The sequence below is a fragment of the Melissococcus plutonius ATCC 35311 genome (genome assembly GCF_000270185.1).
Classification (GTDB): Bacteria; Bacillota; Bacilli; order Lactobacillales; family Enterococcaceae; genus Melissococcus; species Melissococcus plutonius.
On record NC_015516.1, the window covers coordinates 840125 to 859148 of the forward strand.

11 protein-coding genes and 4 pseudogenes are annotated in these 19024 nt (G+C 29.2%); all 15 read left to right on the top strand.

Annotated features, from left to right (window positions below; genetic code table 11):
• Nucleotide 1 precedes the first annotated feature (1 nt).
• The 15 genes and pseudogenes from MPTP_RS03605 (at nt 2) to MPTP_RS03675 (ending at nt 19023) form a co-directional block, all read left to right on the top strand.
• Nucleotides 2-1219 (top strand): ABC transporter ATP-binding protein, encoded by a 1218-nt coding sequence (locus tag MPTP_RS03605; protein WP_013773713.1) that lies wholly within the window; start codon nt 2-4, stop codon nt 1217-1219.
• A pseudogene (locus MPTP_RS10340) lies at nt 1209-2274 on the top strand (class I SAM-dependent methyltransferase); the annotation flags it as partial. The gene MPTP_RS03605 and the pseudogene MPTP_RS10340, both read left to right, overlap by 11 nt.
• A gap of 85 nt (nt 2275-2359) precedes the next feature.
• A pseudogene (locus tag MPTP_RS10345) lies at nt 2360-4364 on the top strand (glycosyltransferase family 2 protein); the annotation flags it as partial.
• Nucleotides 4365-4374: 10 nt separating this feature from the next.
• Nucleotides 4375-6516 carry a glycosyltransferase family 2 protein gene (locus MPTP_RS03615; protein WP_013773715.1) on the top strand — a complete coding sequence of 714 codons (2142 nt, stop codon included), beginning with the start codon at nt 4375-4377 and terminating at the stop codon, nt 6514-6516.
• Between the two features lie 41 nt (nt 6517-6557).
• A pseudogene (locus tag MPTP_RS10420) lies at nt 6558-7762 on the top strand (DUF7657 domain-containing protein); the annotation flags it as partial.
• 183 nt (nt 7763-7945) lie between these two features.
• On the top strand, nt 7946-8512 hold the full coding sequence (locus MPTP_RS10425; protein ID WP_462498397.1) for a DUF7654 domain-containing protein: 567 nt from the start codon (nt 7946-7948) through the stop codon (nt 8510-8512).
• Nucleotides 8513-8547: 35 nt separating this feature from the next.
• A complete protein-coding gene (locus tag MPTP_RS03630; RefSeq protein WP_013773718.1) occupies nt 8548-9726 on the top strand; it encodes an EpaQ family protein in 1179 nt (392 codons plus the stop codon).
• A 147-nt stretch (nt 9727-9873) separates the two neighbouring features.
• A complete protein-coding gene (locus MPTP_RS03635) occupies nt 9874-11271 on the top strand; it encodes a sugar transferase (protein WP_013773719.1) in 1398 nt (465 codons plus the stop codon).
• 467 nt (nt 11272-11738) lie between these two features.
• The gene (locus MPTP_RS03640) at nt 11739-12563 is read left to right on the top strand and encodes a glycosyltransferase (protein WP_013773720.1); all 825 of its coding nucleotides are present in this window, start codon (nt 11739-11741) and stop codon (nt 12561-12563) included.
• Nucleotides 12564-12598: 35 nt separating this feature from the next.
• Nucleotides 12599-13582, top strand: coding sequence for a glycosyltransferase family 2 protein (locus MPTP_RS03645; RefSeq protein WP_013773721.1), 984 nt, complete (start codon nt 12599-12601; stop codon nt 13580-13582).
• Between the two features lie 86 nt (nt 13583-13668).
• The gene (locus tag MPTP_RS03650) at nt 13669-14373 is read left to right on the top strand and encodes an IspD/TarI family cytidylyltransferase (RefSeq protein ID WP_013773722.1); all 705 of its coding nucleotides are present in this window, start codon (nt 13669-13671) and stop codon (nt 14371-14373) included.
• A 21-nt stretch (nt 14374-14394) separates the two neighbouring features.
• Nucleotides 14395-15450, top strand: a complete 1056-nt coding sequence (locus tag MPTP_RS03655; protein WP_013773723.1) for an NAD-dependent epimerase/dehydratase family protein — start codon at nt 14395-14397, stop codon at nt 15448-15450.
• A 14-nt stretch (nt 15451-15464) separates the two neighbouring features.
• On the top strand, nt 15465-16853 hold the full coding sequence (locus MPTP_RS03660; RefSeq protein ID WP_013773724.1) for an O-antigen ligase family protein: 1389 nt from the start codon (nt 15465-15467) through the stop codon (nt 16851-16853).
• 29 nt (nt 16854-16882) lie between these two features.
• A complete protein-coding gene (locus tag MPTP_RS03665) occupies nt 16883-18100 on the top strand; it encodes a CDP-glycerol glycerophosphotransferase family protein (RefSeq protein ID WP_013773725.1) in 1218 nt (405 codons plus the stop codon).
• Between the two features lie 60 nt (nt 18101-18160).
• Nucleotides 18161-19023 (top strand): annotated as a pseudogene (locus tag MPTP_RS03675) (capsular polysaccharide synthesis protein).
• Nucleotide 19024 lies beyond the last annotated feature (1 nt).

Sequence of the window (19024 nt, forward strand, 5' to 3'; positions counted from 1 at the left end):
AATGTCAGAATATGCAATTGATTTACAAAACATTACAAAAACATATAATATGTATAAAAAACCTTCTGACCGTTTTAAAGAAGCGCTAAATCCAACAAAAAAATCTTACCATGATCTTTTTTATGCTTTAAAAAAGATCAATATACAAATCAAAAAAGGTGAAATGATTGGATTTGTTGGGGAGAATGGGTCAGGTAAATCAACCTTACTTAAAATTATCACCGGTGTTTTAACACCATCTGCTGGTACAATGGATATTGATGGGAAGATATCCGCACTATTAGAATTGGGTTCTGGCTTTAATCCTGAATATTCAGGCTATGAGAATATTTTTTTGAATGGTATGGTACTTGGCTTTTCAAGAGAGGAAATGGCTGAACGTGTAGATTCAGTCATTGAATTTGCTAATATTGGTGACCATTTGTATCAACCAGTAAAAACTTACTCAAGTGGAATGTTTGTTCGATTGGCATTTGCTGTAGCTATTAATGTTGATCCAGATATTTTAATTGTAGATGAAGCATTAGCGGTTGGCGATCTTGAATTTCAACTAAAATGTATGGAGAAATTTACGGAAATTAAAAACTCTGGTAAAACTATTCTATTTGTTTCACATGACATTAATTCTATAAGGCGTTTTTGTGATCGCGCATTTTGGTTACAAAATGGTAAGGTTGTAGAGTTTGGTGACACAATGGATGTTACAACAAACTATGAAAATTATCTAAAGAAAAAATCAATTAAAACAATTGATCGTGAAAAAAACAGCAAAGACGAAAACAAAGCTCCAGATATTATTGATGTAACAAGCGCAAAATTACTAAATGCTTCGTTAGAACCATTAGAGATGGTGACCCAAAACGAAAAAGTTATTTTGAAAATAGAATACACTGTTAAAAATGATCAAATCAAATCACCAGTATGTGGCGTAGCTATTCGAACAGTAGATAATAACTATGTTTGTGGGTTAAATACCTTACTGGACAAAGAGATGATTCCTTGGAAGAAAGGTAAAAATGTTTTTTATTTAGAATATGGTAAAATGTCTTTATTAACCGGTGAATATTATTTTGATATTGCTTTTTATGAAGAACATGCAACCGTACCATTGGTTTATAAAACAAAATATGTAAATATGTTTATTACTGGCCGTTATGCGGGTGAGGGAATTGTTATATTGGACCATAAATGGAAGGATATGGTAAATAATGAAATATGATTTTAAAATGGAAACAGATGAAAGTACTAGCGTAGGGAAAATTGTTAGTCAGATAAAAGAGGCTAGTGACATTTTAGAATTCGGCCCAGGAAATGGTCGCATGACAAGTTATTTAATGGAACAAAAAAAATGCAATGTGTCAATTGTTGAATTTGATAAAGAATTATACGACCATGTCAGACAATTTTCAACAGATGCTTTCTATGGCAATATTGATGATGGTAATTGGATGGAATATTTTTCCGGTAAAACGTTTGATTATATTATTTTTGCTGATGTTTTAGAACATCTAATGAATCCTAAAAAAACGTTAAAGGAAGTTAAACCATTTTTAAAAGAAAATGGTCAAATCTTAATTACATTTCCTAATCTTGCTCATAATTCTGTACTAATTGACTTATTTAATAATCGATTACATTGGAATGAGACAGGGTTATTAGATGAAACACACAAATCATTTTATTTACAAGATGGATTTGAAAAACTATTTTCTGAATTAGGTCTTTTTATCAGTAGAGAAGATTTTACAATCAATCAAGTCGGTCATAATGAAATTAATACAACTTATGAAAACCTACCAATTGAGATTAGAGAAGCTTTCAAAGCTAGACCTTATGGTGAAGTTTATCAGTATTTTTTTGCTTTATCTTCAAAGCCAGTTGAAAATCCCATCATTGCTATTCCTGAAAATTCTAATGATCATAAAAATATTCATTTTCTTTTTGATTGTGGTGAAGAAAATCAAAAAGAATTTGATATTGCAATCAATAATAGAAAACCAGAAACAAAAACCTTTACTATTGAGGTTCCTAAAGAAATTAAACTGGTAAAAATTTTTCCTAGTTTAATAGGGACAATTATCGATCTATCTCTAGCTGTTAATGGTAAACTTGTTCCTATTTCTGCCACGAATGCTCTAATAATAAAAGATCAACACTACTTTTTTACTGATAAACAGGTACCAGTAATTGAAATAAAGGGAAAAAAGATTGCCGGCAAAACAATGACAATTACTATTAATTATCTTTTCGAAGGTAATTATTCACCAATTGAACAAGAATTAATAGATTGTATCTTTAGTGAAAGACAAGCAAAATTAAAAAAAAAATCAAAAAAAACAATGGCTTGGTATCTAAAAAAACTAAAAATTATAAACGATTAACAATTAATAAATTAGACCGCCTAATCAACCTAGTGATTGATGATATTACAAGAGATGAAGAAGAAAAAGTTTCGATTATTCAGGGTTGGGCTTATGATAGAGAAGAAAAAATGCCGTTAAAATTCAGTATGGCATCTAATTCTGGCAATACATCTTTTCCATATTCTGTGGAAACTGAATATAGAAGAGATGTCATTGATATGTTTGAATTAGTGGGCGATCAAAATTATGGATTTAGTATAAGAATTAAAGATACAGTCGAACAACCTAACTACCTATTAAATATTGATATAGCTACCGGTCAAAAAATTCAATATGTTTTAGAAAAATCAATGATGGTTCAACAGAAAACCAAACTTCAACGGGCGATTTATTCTATTCAATCTCGTGGTTTATTGGGATCTATTAAATGGTACTTCAGACGCCAAGAACAGGTAGAAGCACCGGTTGATGCTGAAAAAGTCTTAATGGAGATTAAGACATTTAAATTTCAACCAAAGATTTCCATTGCTGTTCCTGTATATAACGTAGAAGAGAAATGGTTAGCAGCGTGTGTCTCTTCACTGAAAAATCAATATTATGAAAATTGGGAGCTTTGCTTAGCTGATGATGCTTCACCGAGTAAACATATCAAACCTTTGCTTGAAAAATATGTAGAATCTGATGATCGAATTAAAGTTATCTATAGAGAAAAGAATGGCCATATTTCTGAGGCAACGAATTCAGCGCTTGAAATTACAACAGGGGATTATATTGGATTTATGGATAATGATGACGAATTAGCTTCACAAGCATTGTATGAAGTAGTAAAGGCTTTAAATGAAGATCAAGCTATTGACTTTATTTATACAGACGAAGATAAAATTACAGAAAATAATAAGCGATTTAATGCTTTTTATAAATCTAGTTGGAATCCTGAGTTAATTTTAAATCATAATTATATTACCCATTTTGTTGTAGTAAAACGTGAATTATTAAATAAGGTTGGTGGGTTAAGAACAGAATTTAATGGCAGTCAAGATTATGATTTTGTTCTAAGAGCAACTGAAAAAAGCAAAAAAAATTCAACATATTTCTGGAATCATGTACCATTGGCGTGCGATTGAATCTTCTACAGCCTTAAATCCTGAGAGTAAAAGCTATGCTTATATCGCTGGTCAGCATGCAGTACAAGCTGCTATGGATCGAAGAGATATTAAAGCAGAAGTGAAAATTGCTGAATTTTATGGCTCCTATAAAATTAATTATATTTATGAAACTTCACCACTCGTTTCAATTATTATAACAAACCAGACAGCTAACCTAACTAGTTATTTAAATAATTTGATTGAAAAAACAATCTATTCTGCTTATGAAATTTTGTTACCTGAATCATTACAAGATAGTGTCACAATCAACAATAAGCTAATCCGTTTTATAGCTGGAACGACTAGAGATAAATGGATTCACTCAGCGAAGGGAGAGTATATTGTTTTACTAGATGCTGGCTTAGTACCTACAAAAAGTAATTGGTTAAAAGAAATGATGAACATAGGTCAACAAGAGACAGTTGGACTTGTTACAGGTAAAGTTGTTGATCATCGTTACCGAATTGAAACTGTTGGTGTTTCTATTGATAAAAAAAAGAATCGGTTGCTTTATCCAGAAAAAGGAACACCAGGAAATAGTTTAGGCTATTATTATCGAATTGCTTTACCACGCAACATCCAAGCAGCAACGGAACATTGTTTACTTTTTAAAATTACTGATTATTTAGAAGTAAGAGGAATAGATGAACAATTAGGACAAGAGTGGATGGGTGTAGATCTTTCCCTACAATTTACTTCGCAGTTGGACAAAAGAAATGTCTATTGTTCGTATGCTGTATTTAAAGCAGAAGAACAACGGAAGGTGATGGATAAAAAGGGAACGATTAAAAAATTTGCAGAGAATTGGACAGAAATGAATTTAATTGATCCATATAAAAATCCAAACCACTTATAAGGAGAAAACCATGAATGATGATATTAAGGTAATTTTTGATAGTATCTATCGAGAGAAACAAACAGGAAACCTAACAATTACAGGTTGGGCTTTAGATACAAAGACTATTGAAAGTCCCAATATCATAATAAACAATGACCAAAACCAAGTCTTCGCTTATACAATTAAACATGTTTTAAGAGAAGACGTAAATAAAATTTATCAGTTAGATAAAATGATTCAAACAGGATTTGTAATTGTATTAGAAGGTATTCAAAAGAAAAACACCTTAGAAATTATTTTTCAATCTTCCACTGCAGCGGTGAGTCAAATAATTTCTTTAAAAAAGAAATATCCAGTAATACCTGGAACAGAAGATAAAATGACAAAAATGCTGTTAAAAGTTCGTAAAGGATTCCAATACTTAGCTAAAAATGGTATCGCGCCTACTATTCAGCGAGTAAAAATTGAAAAATTACGAAATAAAACTTCCTATACGCATTGGCTTAAATTAAATGACAATACAGATCATTCACAAATAGAACAAAATATAGACACATTTACCTATAAACCAATCATATCTATTGTTATGCCTGTTTACAATGTAGAAGAAAAATGGTTGCGTCAATGCATTGATTCTGTATTAAATCAAATTTATCCCTATTGGGAATTATGTATAGCAGATGATGCTTCTACAGATATGAATACAAAAAAAGTTTTGGTTGATTATCAAAAGCTAGATAACCGAATTAAAGTGATTTTTCGTGAGAAAAATGGGCATATCAGTGAAGCTACGAATACTGCTTTAACTTTGGCACAGGGTGAGTTTGTTGCCTTGTTAGACAATGATGATGAATTACCTCCACATGCTCTCTATGAAATTGTAAAAGTTTTAAACGAGAATTCAGAATTAGATTTAATTTATAGTGACGAAGATAAAATTGATGAAAATGGAAATAGATCAGATCCAGCATTCAAACCAGATTGGGCACCTGATTTACTTTTGGGCACAAACTACATTTCACATCTTGGCGTCTACCGGAAAAGTATTTTAGATGAAATTGGAGGCTTTCGTAAAGGCTATGAAGGTTCTCAAGATTATGACTTAGTTTTACGATTTACAGAAAAAACAATTGCTAATCGAATAAAACATATTCCTAAAATTCTATATCATTGGCGAATGTTACCAACATCAACAGCCGTTGATCAGTCTTCTAAAAATTATGCCTTTGAAGCCGGATTAAAAGCTCTTCAAGAGACAATCATTCGTCGGAAAATCAATGGTCATGCTACACATGGATTAGCCAATGGGCTATATGATCTTTATTATGATATCGATAAGGAAGGACTTGTTTCAATTATTATCCCAACGAAAAATGGGTATAAAGATGTTAAACGTTGTATTTCTTCTATTATAGAAAAAACAACTTACCAAAATTACGAAATCATTTTAGCAGATAATGGTAGTAATGATCCAAGGATGAAAGAACTTTATAAGCAATTCAAAGTGCAATTACAAGAGAAGTTTATAGTAGAATTTATTGATATTCCATTTAACTTCTCACGAATTAATAATATTGCCGCCAAAAAAGCCAAAGGTAAATATTTACTTTTTTTAAATAATGATACTGAAGTAATTGCTGAAAGCTGGTTAACTTTAATGGTTTCTTTTGCACAGCAAACACGGATTGGATGTGTAGGTGCAAAATTATTATATCCAAATAATACCATTCAACATGCTGGGGTTATTTTAGGACTTGGCGGTATTGCTGGACATAGCCATTATGGTTACCCACATGGCGATCTAGGTTATTTTGGTCGACTAGCTATTAATGTAAATTATTCAGCTGTTACAGCAGCTTGCTTGCTAGTAAAAAAGGTAGATTTTGACATTGTAAATGGCTTTGAAGAAACATTTACCGTTGCATTTAATGATGTAGATTTGTGCTTAAAAATTCAATCGTTAGGTAAAAATAACGTTTGGCTTCATGAAGCAGAGCTTTATCATTTTGAATCGCAAACACGTGGCTATGATGATAAAGGAAAGAAAAAAAAGCGATTTGAACAGGAAAAAATGATGATGGAAGAAAAATGGCACATTTTGATTGAGAATGATCCATTTTATAATCCAAATTTAACAAGAGACATTCCAAATTTTTCGTTACGAATTTGATCTTTGAAAATTAATTAAGATGAAATGGAGTTTATTTGTTCATGAAAAATAAAAGTACAGCTACCCAATTAGAAAAAAAAGCAGGTACTTCTGATTATATTGTTGATAAGGTACTGCATTTTCGGTACTTTACTGCTATTATAGTATTTATCTTATTAGTTGTATTTAAAATCCATGGCAGCTCAATTAATATGTGGGATAATTATGTATCGGATTATACCAAGGAGAGTAAATCTGGATTAATTATAGGGACACCTAGAAGTGTCCGCTCAGATGAGTGGCTTGTTCAAACACCTTATAGTTTATCACAGACACAAACTGGTTTTAAAACGCATAATCCAGTCATGACAATGGATGGTCAAAATATGATTGTTGGTTACAATTCTCCAGCTTGGAATCTGGCAACCATTGGTAAGCCATTCTCATGGGGATATTTATTGTTAGGTAAAGAATATGGCTTGTCTTGGTATTGGAATTTAAAGTTAATTGGATTAATTTTACTTGCATTTGAGATGGGACTTATCTTAATAAAAAAAATAAATATCTGGCGATGTTATCAGGGATCTGGATTCCATTTTCATCTGCTTTACAATGGTGGTTTGTTTCACCGGTAGGTGATTTGGTCTTTTTTACTTTAGGTTTTTTAGTCGGTCTTTATTATTATTTTGCTGAACATGAGAATTATTTAGAACGTACCGGTTTTGCTTTGATCACTGTTATTATGTCTTCGGGTTTTATCCTAGTTCTTTATCCAGCTTTACAAATTCCACTTGGTTATCTGATTCTTCTGTTTTTAATTGCCTTTTTTTTGGAATTCAGGAAAAAAATTCGATTAGATAAGATGGATGGACTAATTATTGGAGGTGCCTTATTATTAACTGGGTTGATTGTTGGCCTTTCATTATATAATTCGTTAGATGCATTAAAGGCGGTCACAAATACAGCCTATCCAGGAAAAAGAATTAGTTTAGGTGGAGATATTCCTAAGCGAGATATCTTCTTCTTTTTAATGAATTGGAAATTACCTTTTCAAGATGTACCCTATACAAACAACTCAGAAATTAGTAGTTTTTACCACCTATTTTTTATTATTTTACCACTTAGTCCCTTTATTTTTTACAGAAAAATAAGAGAGAATATTTATGGCTTTATTTTATTTATTTATTGTATTTTTAATCTTCTTTGGATGGCTTTTGCTTATCCAGAAATTCTAGCTAAATTAACGCTTTGGTCTTATGTACCTGCTCAGCGAGCATTACTCTCTTTCGGTTTTGCTGCAACTCTTTTAAGTATATGGTTCATTGGCTATATTTGGCAGAAAAAAAGTCTTCCATTTTTAGTAATGATCAGTATAGCGACTATTAATTTGGTTGTTTATTATTTTTCATTACATACAGGTAATCTACGTTTTTATGTAACACGAGTCGAAATGATAGGAATTTTGATTGTTACCACAATTCTTATTGTTGCCTTGTTTAAAAAATGGAAACTTTTATTTACAATAACTTTATTAAGTATTGTCTTGATATCTGGTTGCTTTGTAAATCCCATTGTACAAGGTGTTTCAGCTGTTTATGAAAAGAAAATAGCATTAAAAATAAAAGAAATAGAAAGGTGTGACCCTAACCAACTTTGGGCAGGTGAACGACTAATGTATGGTTATTTACCTATGCTGGGCGTTCATACTTATAATGGTGTTGCTTTTACACCAAATTTTAATGCTTTTAAACCCTTAGATCCTAAATCGAAGAAACAGTTTATTTATAATCGCTATGCACATATTAATGTTGAGGTTGGCGATCAATTACCAACATTGAAATTACTGCAAAAAGATGCTTTTGTTGCAAGATTATCACCAAAAGCTTTAAAGACATATGGAATAAAATATGTAGTCGTGTATAAACGTTTAGAAAATTTATCTTCTAAAAATATTCAATTTAAACGGTTATATGGTCCAGACTCAAATGGTGCTTATATTTATAGAATCATTGATTGATCATTATTGTTAGGAATTAAGGAAAGAGGATAGAAATGGAAAAAATAACAAATAGAATAGGACGTCTTCTATTATTAATGAGTATTGCTAGTTCCTATGTAATGTGGGTATTTGGTATTAGCACTAAGGTTACTTCCTTTATGTATGCTCAGAGTATGCACTTATTATTGGGTGTTTTGGTTATAATACTGATCTTGAATGTTAGTCAATTGAAAGTTGAAGATTGGCTAATGATCGGCTTAGCAGTGGGAACATGGGAATTATATACCTTAACTTCAGAAATGAGGCACAGTACACCACAAATTAATGGTATGATTCCTATTATTATTTTATTAGTAATCTGTTTTAAAGTTTGTCCTTTTGATAAAATTGATAGAACTATAATGCTTCTAATTGTTTTGCTTGCTCTAGTAGCTACATTATCCCGTATGTATATTGAATTACCCAAGATTATACCAGTTAATCAAATCTTTAGGGGATCCACTAAAGTTGAAAATATCTGGATTAACACGAATACAATTGGAGCTAGCTTATTATTTTCTGCTTTAATGGGGAGTATCTTAATAAAAATGTATAACAATATTTTCATAAAAAGTCTTATTATTCCGATCTATGCAGCTGGTCTAATCGGAATATGGGCCTGTAAAGCTAAAACGGCCTTCGTTATTTTAATTGCCTTTATTATTTTAGATAATTTAGTGCCAAAGAGCTTTTTGCAAAAAACAAAATTTTGGCTTTTTAGTTTTGTTGGAATAGTTATTGGAGGTCCCTTTCTGTTTTATTATTGTTCACAAGCAAGGGAAATGGACTTATTTACTGGAAGACAGCGTATTTGGAAAGAATTTTTTGCTAAATGGCTATTAGGTAAGAAAAACATGCTTTTTGGGATGACACCTTTTCAAGCTTCATGGAAACCATTAAGTACACATAATGCATTTTTATATACCTTATCTAATTTTGGTATTATTGGATATTTCATCCTATTTGGGCTTCTACTCTATATAATTTTACGTATTGGATTTCAAACAAAGAAATTAGGGAACTTGCAAATTGGTTTGTTTATTGCTTTTTTAGTTGTTTGGTGTCATTCTTTCATGGAAGATATCCTACTCGCTTATCATTGGATGCCGATTGTTTACAGTTTCCTTGGTTTAGCATTTATCAAACAAAATAAAGAACCAATGAAAACTTCTTTTGATGTAAAAAAGAAGTGAGTAGAATGAAAAACATCATTCCTAGTTTTGTTGAGTAGTACTGTGCTGTTGCTTTATAGTATGATAAAATATAGAGTATGAAGAAAAAGCACATAGCTTGACTAGATGCTGGGCATATATGCTAAAAGCGAAGAGAGGAAGTTTTTAATGACGTCACAAAATGAATGGAATAATGCAAAACGACTCATCATTATATTGGCCGATGTTTTGTTATTTAATTTATCCATTATTGTAGGATTTATGATTAAGTTTGGTAAAGAAATACCTAAATATAATTTTGTAGCTTATGAAAAATCAGCTATCTATGTTTCTGTATTTTTTATTTTTTTAAACTTACTCCTAGGTACATATATTTTCTACAATAGAAAAATTAATGATATTGTTTTTGTTACGGTTATTGGCCAAATTTTAATGACTTTGACAATTATGATTGTCACCTTTTTAGGTAGATGGTTTACTTTTCCACGCTCTGTTTTAGGTTATTCATTTTTTACTAGTGTGATTATTTTGAGCGTCTGGAGAATTATTGTTTATTATCTGTATATAAAGGTAAGTAATGAGAAAAGACTAGTGTTATTAGGTCAAGCTGATCAAGTAATGAAGTCTGTCCAAAATTTTATGTCTCATAAAAATAATAAGCATAAAGTAACAGATGTAATTATTGATAACTATTATGACAATTTAGAAAGGGTTATTGATAATATTGATATTGTTTATTTATCTAGTGATATAGATGAAAATGAAAAAATAAAACTTTATCAATTAATCGTAAAAAAAGATAAAAAAATCTTTTTAGATACAAGTTTTAAAAATTTAATTATGTTAAAACCAAATATGATGAATTTTGAGGATGAAAGTATTATTGAAGTATCAAACTTTGAAATCAAACCAGAGGAAAACTTTATTAAACGATTATTTGATATTGTTATTTCGGTAGTTTTGTTTATATGTACTTCTCCTATTATGCTCATTACAGCAATTTTAATAAAAATTACTTCTCCTGGTCCGATTATTTATAAACAAACAAGAGTTACTTTAAGACAAAGAGAATTTAATATTTTAAAATTTAGAACTATGTCAGCTGCTGCTGAAGCAAAATCAGGGCCCGTTTTATCGACAAGCAATGATAGTCGTGTGACGACTGTTGGTAAATATTTAAGAACATTAAGAATTGATGAATTACCTCAACTAATCAATGTTATTCGTGGAGATATGTCTATTGTTGGTCCAAGACCAGAACGACCATTTTTTGTTGATCAATTTAATTCAGAAAATCCTAACTATTATTTACGGCATAATGTGCGGGCTGGTATCACTGGTTATGCACAAGTATATGGAAAATATGCCTCTGATTATAATAGTAAATTGAACTTTGATTTATTATATATTAAAAATTACTCTAGCTTATTAGATATGAAAATTTTACTCCAAACGATTAAAATTTTATTTGATAAAGTTTCTTCTAGAGGATTAGATGAATCAGAAGAGAGAGAAATCATTCAACTGAATTACTTAGAAAATAATCATATAAACGTCTATCGTTAATAACTCTTTGAAAAAGATCCAGTTAAATAGAATTAATTCAAAAATTAGATTTTCGATTCTATTTTGAATTAATTTATTTAATTGGATCTTTTTGCCTATTAATTTATCAATAATAATTGAAACTGGCTAAAATTTATGAGATAATTTTTTAGATTGACAGTATGATTTGTAGATTGCTTAAAAATACTTCATTATTTTTATAATAAAGTTATGAACACTTACTAGTTGATTCAATTTTTTCTTGTGATTAAGAAATTTATGAATAAAATAATTATTAATAATAAATATTGACATAGATACTAATAAGAATTTATTTTTTGTATTTATCTTGATAAAATTATATGAATATGATCAACTAAACATTAATTTATTATAAAAAATTAATAAGGTATATTTAATATATCATAAAATTCACATTAATTTTGAATAAAATAGTAGTATAAACTTCGAAATGAGGATAAAACGTTTTGAAAAAAGCACCTATCAGTATATTGATGTCTGTTTACCAAAAAGAAAAAACTAAATATTTTACTGAAGCAATAGAAAGTATTCTTGCTCAAACTATCCAACCAGAAGAGATATTTTTAGTCATCGATGGGCCATTAACTACAGAATTAGATACTATAATTGCTAATTACAAACGATGTTTGGGACATCAATTGACAATTTGTAAGTTAAAACAGAATCAGGGACTTGGTGTAGCGCTCGCAAAAGGCGTTAGTTTATGCAGAAATGAATTAATTGCTAGGATGGATGCTGATGATATCATGGTTAATAATCGCTTGGAAATTCAGTTGAAAGAATTTCAAGAAGAACCAAATTTAGTAATTATTGGAACAGACATAATAGAATTTAGTCATAATATAGAAAATGTTACTGGAAAAAGAATTGTACCAAAAACAAATGAAGAAATACGCGCATTTTCTAAAAAAAGAAACCCATTTAATCATATGACAGTAATGTATAAAAAGTCAGCTATTTTAGCAGTAGGTAACTATTTACCTCTAAAAGGATTTGAAGATTATTATTTATGGGTACGTTTACTTAAAAAAGGATATGAAGGTAAGAATATTGCAAATATTTTAGTTTATGCTAGAGCAGGAGATAAAATGTATATGCGGCGTGGTGGAGTAAGTTATTTATTTCCTGGATTGAGAGGACGATGGTATATTTATAAGGATGGAATTGGTAATTTCATAGATTATATGTTGTCCAGTACGGTCCATGTGGTGATTAGCTTAATGCCTAACAGATTTCGCGGCTTATTCTATAAAAAAATACTAAGAAAATAAATTTTAAAAATGGCTGAAATTAGTAGGAGTTTATAATGGTAAAACAAGTTTATTCTGATTGTTCTTTGTCAATAATTGTCCCAGTTTATAATGTTGAAAAAACTATAGAAAGAGCAGTAAAAAGTATTATTAATCAATCATATAAAAATCTAGAAATTATTTTGGTAAATGATGGTTCCACTGATAAAAGTGGTCAAATTATTGAAAAATTAGCAGAAGATTATAATATTATTTCTGCCTATCATAAAGAAAATGGTGGATTATCATCAGCAAGAAATTATGGTATTGCTCGAGCAAGTGGTGAAATAATTGGATTATTAGATAGTGATGATTATTATATGCCTGATTTTTTTGAAGATGTTATTCCTTATTTTAATCAAGAAGAATTAGATATAGTTGCTTTTGGTTTTGTAAAAGGAAATGATAAATTGAAAAAATATTATTTACCTGAACAAAAAACATTATCAAATACACAGGCAATAATAAAAGAATTGTTTATTAATCAAAGTGTAGACTTTTATGCTTGGAATAAATTTTATCGTAGAAAACTTTTTAAAAATATAAAATATCCAGAAGGAAGATTATATGAAGATGTAATTCCCACTTATGAATTGATGAAAAAAACTAGAAAAGTGCAATATCTTTCAATCGCTGGCCTTTTTTATTATCAGAATCCAGAAAGCATTATTTATCAACAGTTTAATCCTAGACAATATGATAATATTGATCAAAGAATAGTTTTATTAAAAAAAATTAGGCAAGAATTTCCTGAATTAACAAATCTAGCCTATAAAAAATTAATAGACGGATATTTGTCAACTGGATTTAAATTAACAACAAAGACGAAAGATAGTAGGGACCAAAAAAAATATTTAAAAAAATTAAGGAATGAAATTAAACAACAATATTTTAAACTAATGACAACATCTTCTCCTCTAACAAAAAAATTAGCACTCAATTTGCTATATATTAATGCTCCCTTGTATAATAAATTATATAAATTGATTCTTAAAAAATAGCAAGAATTATCGAGTATTGCTATTAGAGCGTTGATGTCTCTTTTGTTACTAATAGAAAAATAAATATATTGAATGGAGTGTGTGTAATGATTACTGCAATTATCATTGCTGGTGGTGTTGGAAAGAGAATGGGACAAGAAATCCCAAAACAATTTATTATTATTGATGGAAAGCCTATTATTATTTATACATTAATATCCTTTCAAAATCATCCACAGATTGACAAAATTTTAGTTGTTTGTAAGTCTGGTTGGGAAGGAACGATGTGGGCATATATTAAGGAATATAATATTTCTAAAGTAGAATGGGTAATTGCAGGAGGAAAAACTGGACAAGAATCTATTAATGCTGGTGTGCAATTTTTGAAACAATTTGCCAATAATGAAGATATCATTGTAATTCATGATGGAATTAGGCCATTGGTAGAGGAAATTGTCCTTTCTGATGTTATTGTAAAATGTAGAAAATTTGGTAATGCTGTTAGTTCACTTCCCTATAATGAACAGATTTTTATAAAAAAAACAGATGAGACAACACAAAAATATATAGATAGAGAAACTTTAAGAAGAGTCGCTACACCACAGGCTTATAATTATGGAAAATTAATTCAATCATACGATCGAGCTTTTAAAGAAGGAATCGGAATTTCTGAATCTTCTTATACAAATACCATGATGGTTGATTTAGGAGAAACACTACATTTTGCTCTTGGATCCGATAAAAATATTAAATTAACTACTTTAGATGACCTAGAATTATTTAAGGGTTATTTAAGAATGAAAACTGAATAATAAAAAGGTAGGTAATTTAGCATGTATATAAAAGATATTCTCTATGAACAAGATGTAGAAAGAGTACTTCAAACAGTGATGAATTGGCAACAATTAAATGGAAAAACCTTTTTAATCATTGGTGCTTCTGGTATGATAGGTACATTTGTAATTGATGTTCTTATGAGATATAATGAGCAAAATGATGCTGGGTTAAAAATTTTAGCATTAGGAAGAAATAGAAAAAGATTAGAAAAACGATTTTCCTCTTATTGTTTGTTATCTAATTTTTATGTTCTTGAAGAAGATATTACAAATGAACTGCATTTACCTATTAATTGTGATTACATATTTCATGGTGCAAGTAATACTCATCCCTTAGCCTATGCCGAAGATCCAATTGGGACGATCATGACAAATTTACTAGGAACGCAAAGAGTACTTAAATATGCTAGTTCACATGATTGTGCACGTGTTTTATTTATGTCTACTGTTGAAATTTATGGAGAAAATAGAGATAATGTTGAATCTTTTAAAGAAGATTATTGTGGATATATTGATTGCAATACGCTTCGATCAGGATATCCAGAAGGAAAAAGAGCCAGTGAGTCATTATGTCAGGCATATATTGCCAAATATGGTATCGATATTGTTATTCCAAGAATTTGTAGAACGTTTGGGCCAACAATGCAGATAAATGATTCAAAAGCTTCCTCACAGTTTATTAAGAATGCTGTAAATAATGAAGATATTATTTTAAAAAGTAAAGGGGAACAGTTTTTTTCTTATGGCTATGTTGGAGATGTTGTTTCTGCGCTTTTATTCATATTAATTCATGGGAAAAATGGTGAAGCATACAATATTGCCAGTGAAAAATTTAATGTTCATTTGAATGAACTAGCTGAAAGTCTAGCAAGTATTTCTGGAAAAAAAGTCATTTATCAATTGCCAGATGAAAAAGAACAATTAGGTTTCTCAAAAGTCAAAAATGCTATTCTTTCTTCCGAAAAACTAAATGATTTAGGATGGACACCAAAATTTTCCTTGATTGAAGCACTAGAACATACGGTAAGAATTTTAAAAGATATCAAAAAATGAAAGGATAATAGAATTTGGAGAAAAGCAAAGCTGTTTTTTCACATATTAGAAGTTGGTATATAATTTATTTTGGTATTATTTTAATTGCTAAAGAGATAGGACCTTATGATTTTTTACCGGCAATAATAAATAACCTATTTGTCTGGCCTGCTGCCTTAATAGGATTGATTTTTATTGCTTATGATCTTATTCAACCTGTTCGATATAAAAAGAAGATAGATTATAATATTTTTTTATTACTGTTTATTGGAGTGATGTGTGTAACAACTATTATTAATAGACAGTACGGTTTATTTGCCAATATAAAATTAATCATGAATGAGGCAATTTATTTTTTTGTTATTTATAGATTTGGACAGACACAAACAAATGCAATGCTAACCATTCAACGTTTTGTTAAAATACTGATTGGTTTATGGCTTATATTTGTTACAATATCTTTAGGGATGTTTTTGACACAAACAAAATATAGTTTTACTTTGAAAAATAGATTCCATCCTCTAAGATTAGGTTTCTTGGAAAATCGTTTATTTGGTGTATTTTCAGATCCAAATTTTGCGAGTACAATATCCTTAATAGTTATTATTATGTCTTTATACTATTTATTTGCTATTAAAATAAAAATAAGCATTAAGGTTTTTTTAGCAATTAATGTATTCTTTCAATTATTATTTATTCTTCTATCTGGTTCAAGAACTGGAATGATTGAGCTAACAATTGGCTTAGCATTTTTCCTATTTATTTACTGCTATACAACAAACTTGATGCATATAAAAAATTCTAAAGCTAATTTCTTTAGTTCTTTATTGCTGTCATTATTCATAAGTGTAACTGTTTATTTCTTATTGGAAATATTGAAAGATTTTATTGCAATGATGTATACTCATCTTATTCAAATAACTCATAAGCAGGGTGGTAAAGCGAAGAATGTTACATTAATTAGAAATGATGTTTCGGATGATTCAGCAAATGAGCTGTCTAATGGTCGTATAGAAATGTGGAAAAATGCGATAGAAATTTTTAGACAAAATTGGTTAATAGGTGTAGGACCTTCAAGGGAAGGTATAGTTGCCTATTCTAAAAAATTTTTCCCAACGAATGTTCTTGCTAGAACAGGTATGACAATTCATAGTTGCTTTTTTCATGCATTGGCAGGTACCGGTTTATTAGGTACACTTTCATTTTTTATATTTATAATTCAAAAAGCATTTTCTACTATCAAGTATAGCCTAGTCATTAAAAATCCGATAAATAATATATATTTTTATTTTATATTGTGTATTTTAGCAGTGAGTATAAATGCTTTCTTGGCACCTGAAATTATCTTAGTCAATAAAATTGGTGCTTTTATTTTTTGGTTATTTTTAGGAAGTCTAACTACTAAATTTAAAAAGAAGATTTAAATAGTTGGAAGATTTAAAAGGAGAAATAGGTGTTCAATTTGATAAATAAATTTTTCCAAAATTATAGAAATATTATTGATCGGATATGTGCATATAGTATATTTTATGTACTTTATCCGATATTATTCTTTATACCAATTAAACGCAATAAGGTGGTTGTTTCAAATTTTTGGGGAAGGAGCTATGGAGATAATCCTAAGTACATCTGTAATTATTTATTGTCAACAAACTGGGATATAGATATTGTTTGGTTATGTAATAAAGATATTATAAATTTAAATAAAGATGATTTCCCAAAAGGAATTCGTTTAGTCAAGAATCGTTCCTTTCAGGCTCTCTTAGAATTACATACTGCTAAAATTTGGATTGATGACTGTAGAAAAAGTTTTTATCCTAAAAAACGAAAACAACAATTTTATTTACAAACTTGGCATGCTGGTTTTGGTTTAAAACGAATTGAACATGATACAGAACAGAATCTTACTCCTCGATATATAAAAATGGCAAAAAAAGATTCAAAAATGTGTGATCTATTAATTTTTGAGCATTCAAAGTTATTTAAAAATATAGGAAAAACATTTTGGTATGATGGTGAAATCTTTAGAGATGGTATTCCTAAAAATGATATTATTGTTAAACCAACGACAGATATAATAGAAAAGGTACACAATTTTTATAATATTGCTAAAGATAAAAAGATTATTTTATATGCGCCCACCTTCAGAGTAGATTATGATTTAAAAATCAATCCTTTATTTTTAGAAAGAATTATTGAAACTGCTAATCTGTATTTTCATGAAAAATACGTTCTGATTTTAAGATTGCATCCAAATGATAAATATTTAAAAGATAAAATATTAAATTCAATTAATAATTCTGATATTTTAGATGGTTCAGTCTATAATGATATGCAAGAGCTGTTAAGTACTTGTAATATGTTAATCACAGATTACTCTTCTACAATTGGAGAGATGCTTGTAGCAAATAAAAAATGTTTTATTTATGCTTATGATTATGAAGAATATATGGAAGATCAAGGCTTAGTAATGGAATTAACAGAATTACCATTTCCAGTAACAAAAACAGAAAACGAATTATTAGAGAGCATAAAAAATTTTAATTCAATTAAATATGAAAATAGATTAAGTAATTTTAAGAAAAAATGGGATATTTATGAATCTGGTCAAGCGAGTAAAGAATTAGGTGATCGCTTATTGCAAGAAATGCAACAATACAAGGAGAATTAAGTAAACATGAATCTTTTAAATAGACTAAAAGAAGGCATCTCAAAAAAGAATCTGTTAGAGATGATCTATTTTTGTATAATTGTTCTAAAACCAGTAAATAGGAAATTTCAGTTAAAACTTGGATCAGAAAAGAGAGCAGAAAATACATTTAATTACCTGTATAAACACTATTATCCTCTAATCAAGAACAGACCAAAATATTTGGGGGAATTGCATGAAAAAACGAATATTATATGGATATGTTGGTTACAAGGAGAAGAAAATGCTCCTGAATTGATAAAAGTGTGCATTCGTTCTATTCGAAAATATAATCCAAATAAAAAATTATTATTTTAGATGAGAAAACACTTTCTAAATATGCAACTTTTCCTAATTATATTTTAGAAAAAAGAGCTAAAGGCATTATTTCTAATACGCATTTTTCAGATTTATTACGTGCTCAAATATTGGTCACATATGGCGGTACCTGGATGGATGCAACATTGCTATGTACAGATGTACCACAAGATTACCTAACAAATTCTGCTTTATTTGTATATCGAACTTTTTATGATGATCATTCACAAAATCCAATTGTTGCTTCAAGTTGGTTTCTTTCAGCTGAAAAAAATAATGATATTTTAACGGCAACCAGAGATATGTTATTTTCCTATTGGGAAAAACACAATACCTTAATGAATTATTATTTATTTCATATTTTTTTCACTATAGCAACAAAAAAATACAGTGAACAATGGGAAGCTGTACCAAAACTAAGTAATGCTAATCCACATTTTCTCCAATTTGAATTAAAAAAACAATTTAATCAGGAATTATTCGATCAAGTTAGAAAAATTAGTCCAATTCATAAACTAACATATAAAGGATTAGAACAGACAGATAAAAATTCCTTTTATAGGAGACTACTTAAAGAAAGGATCTGAC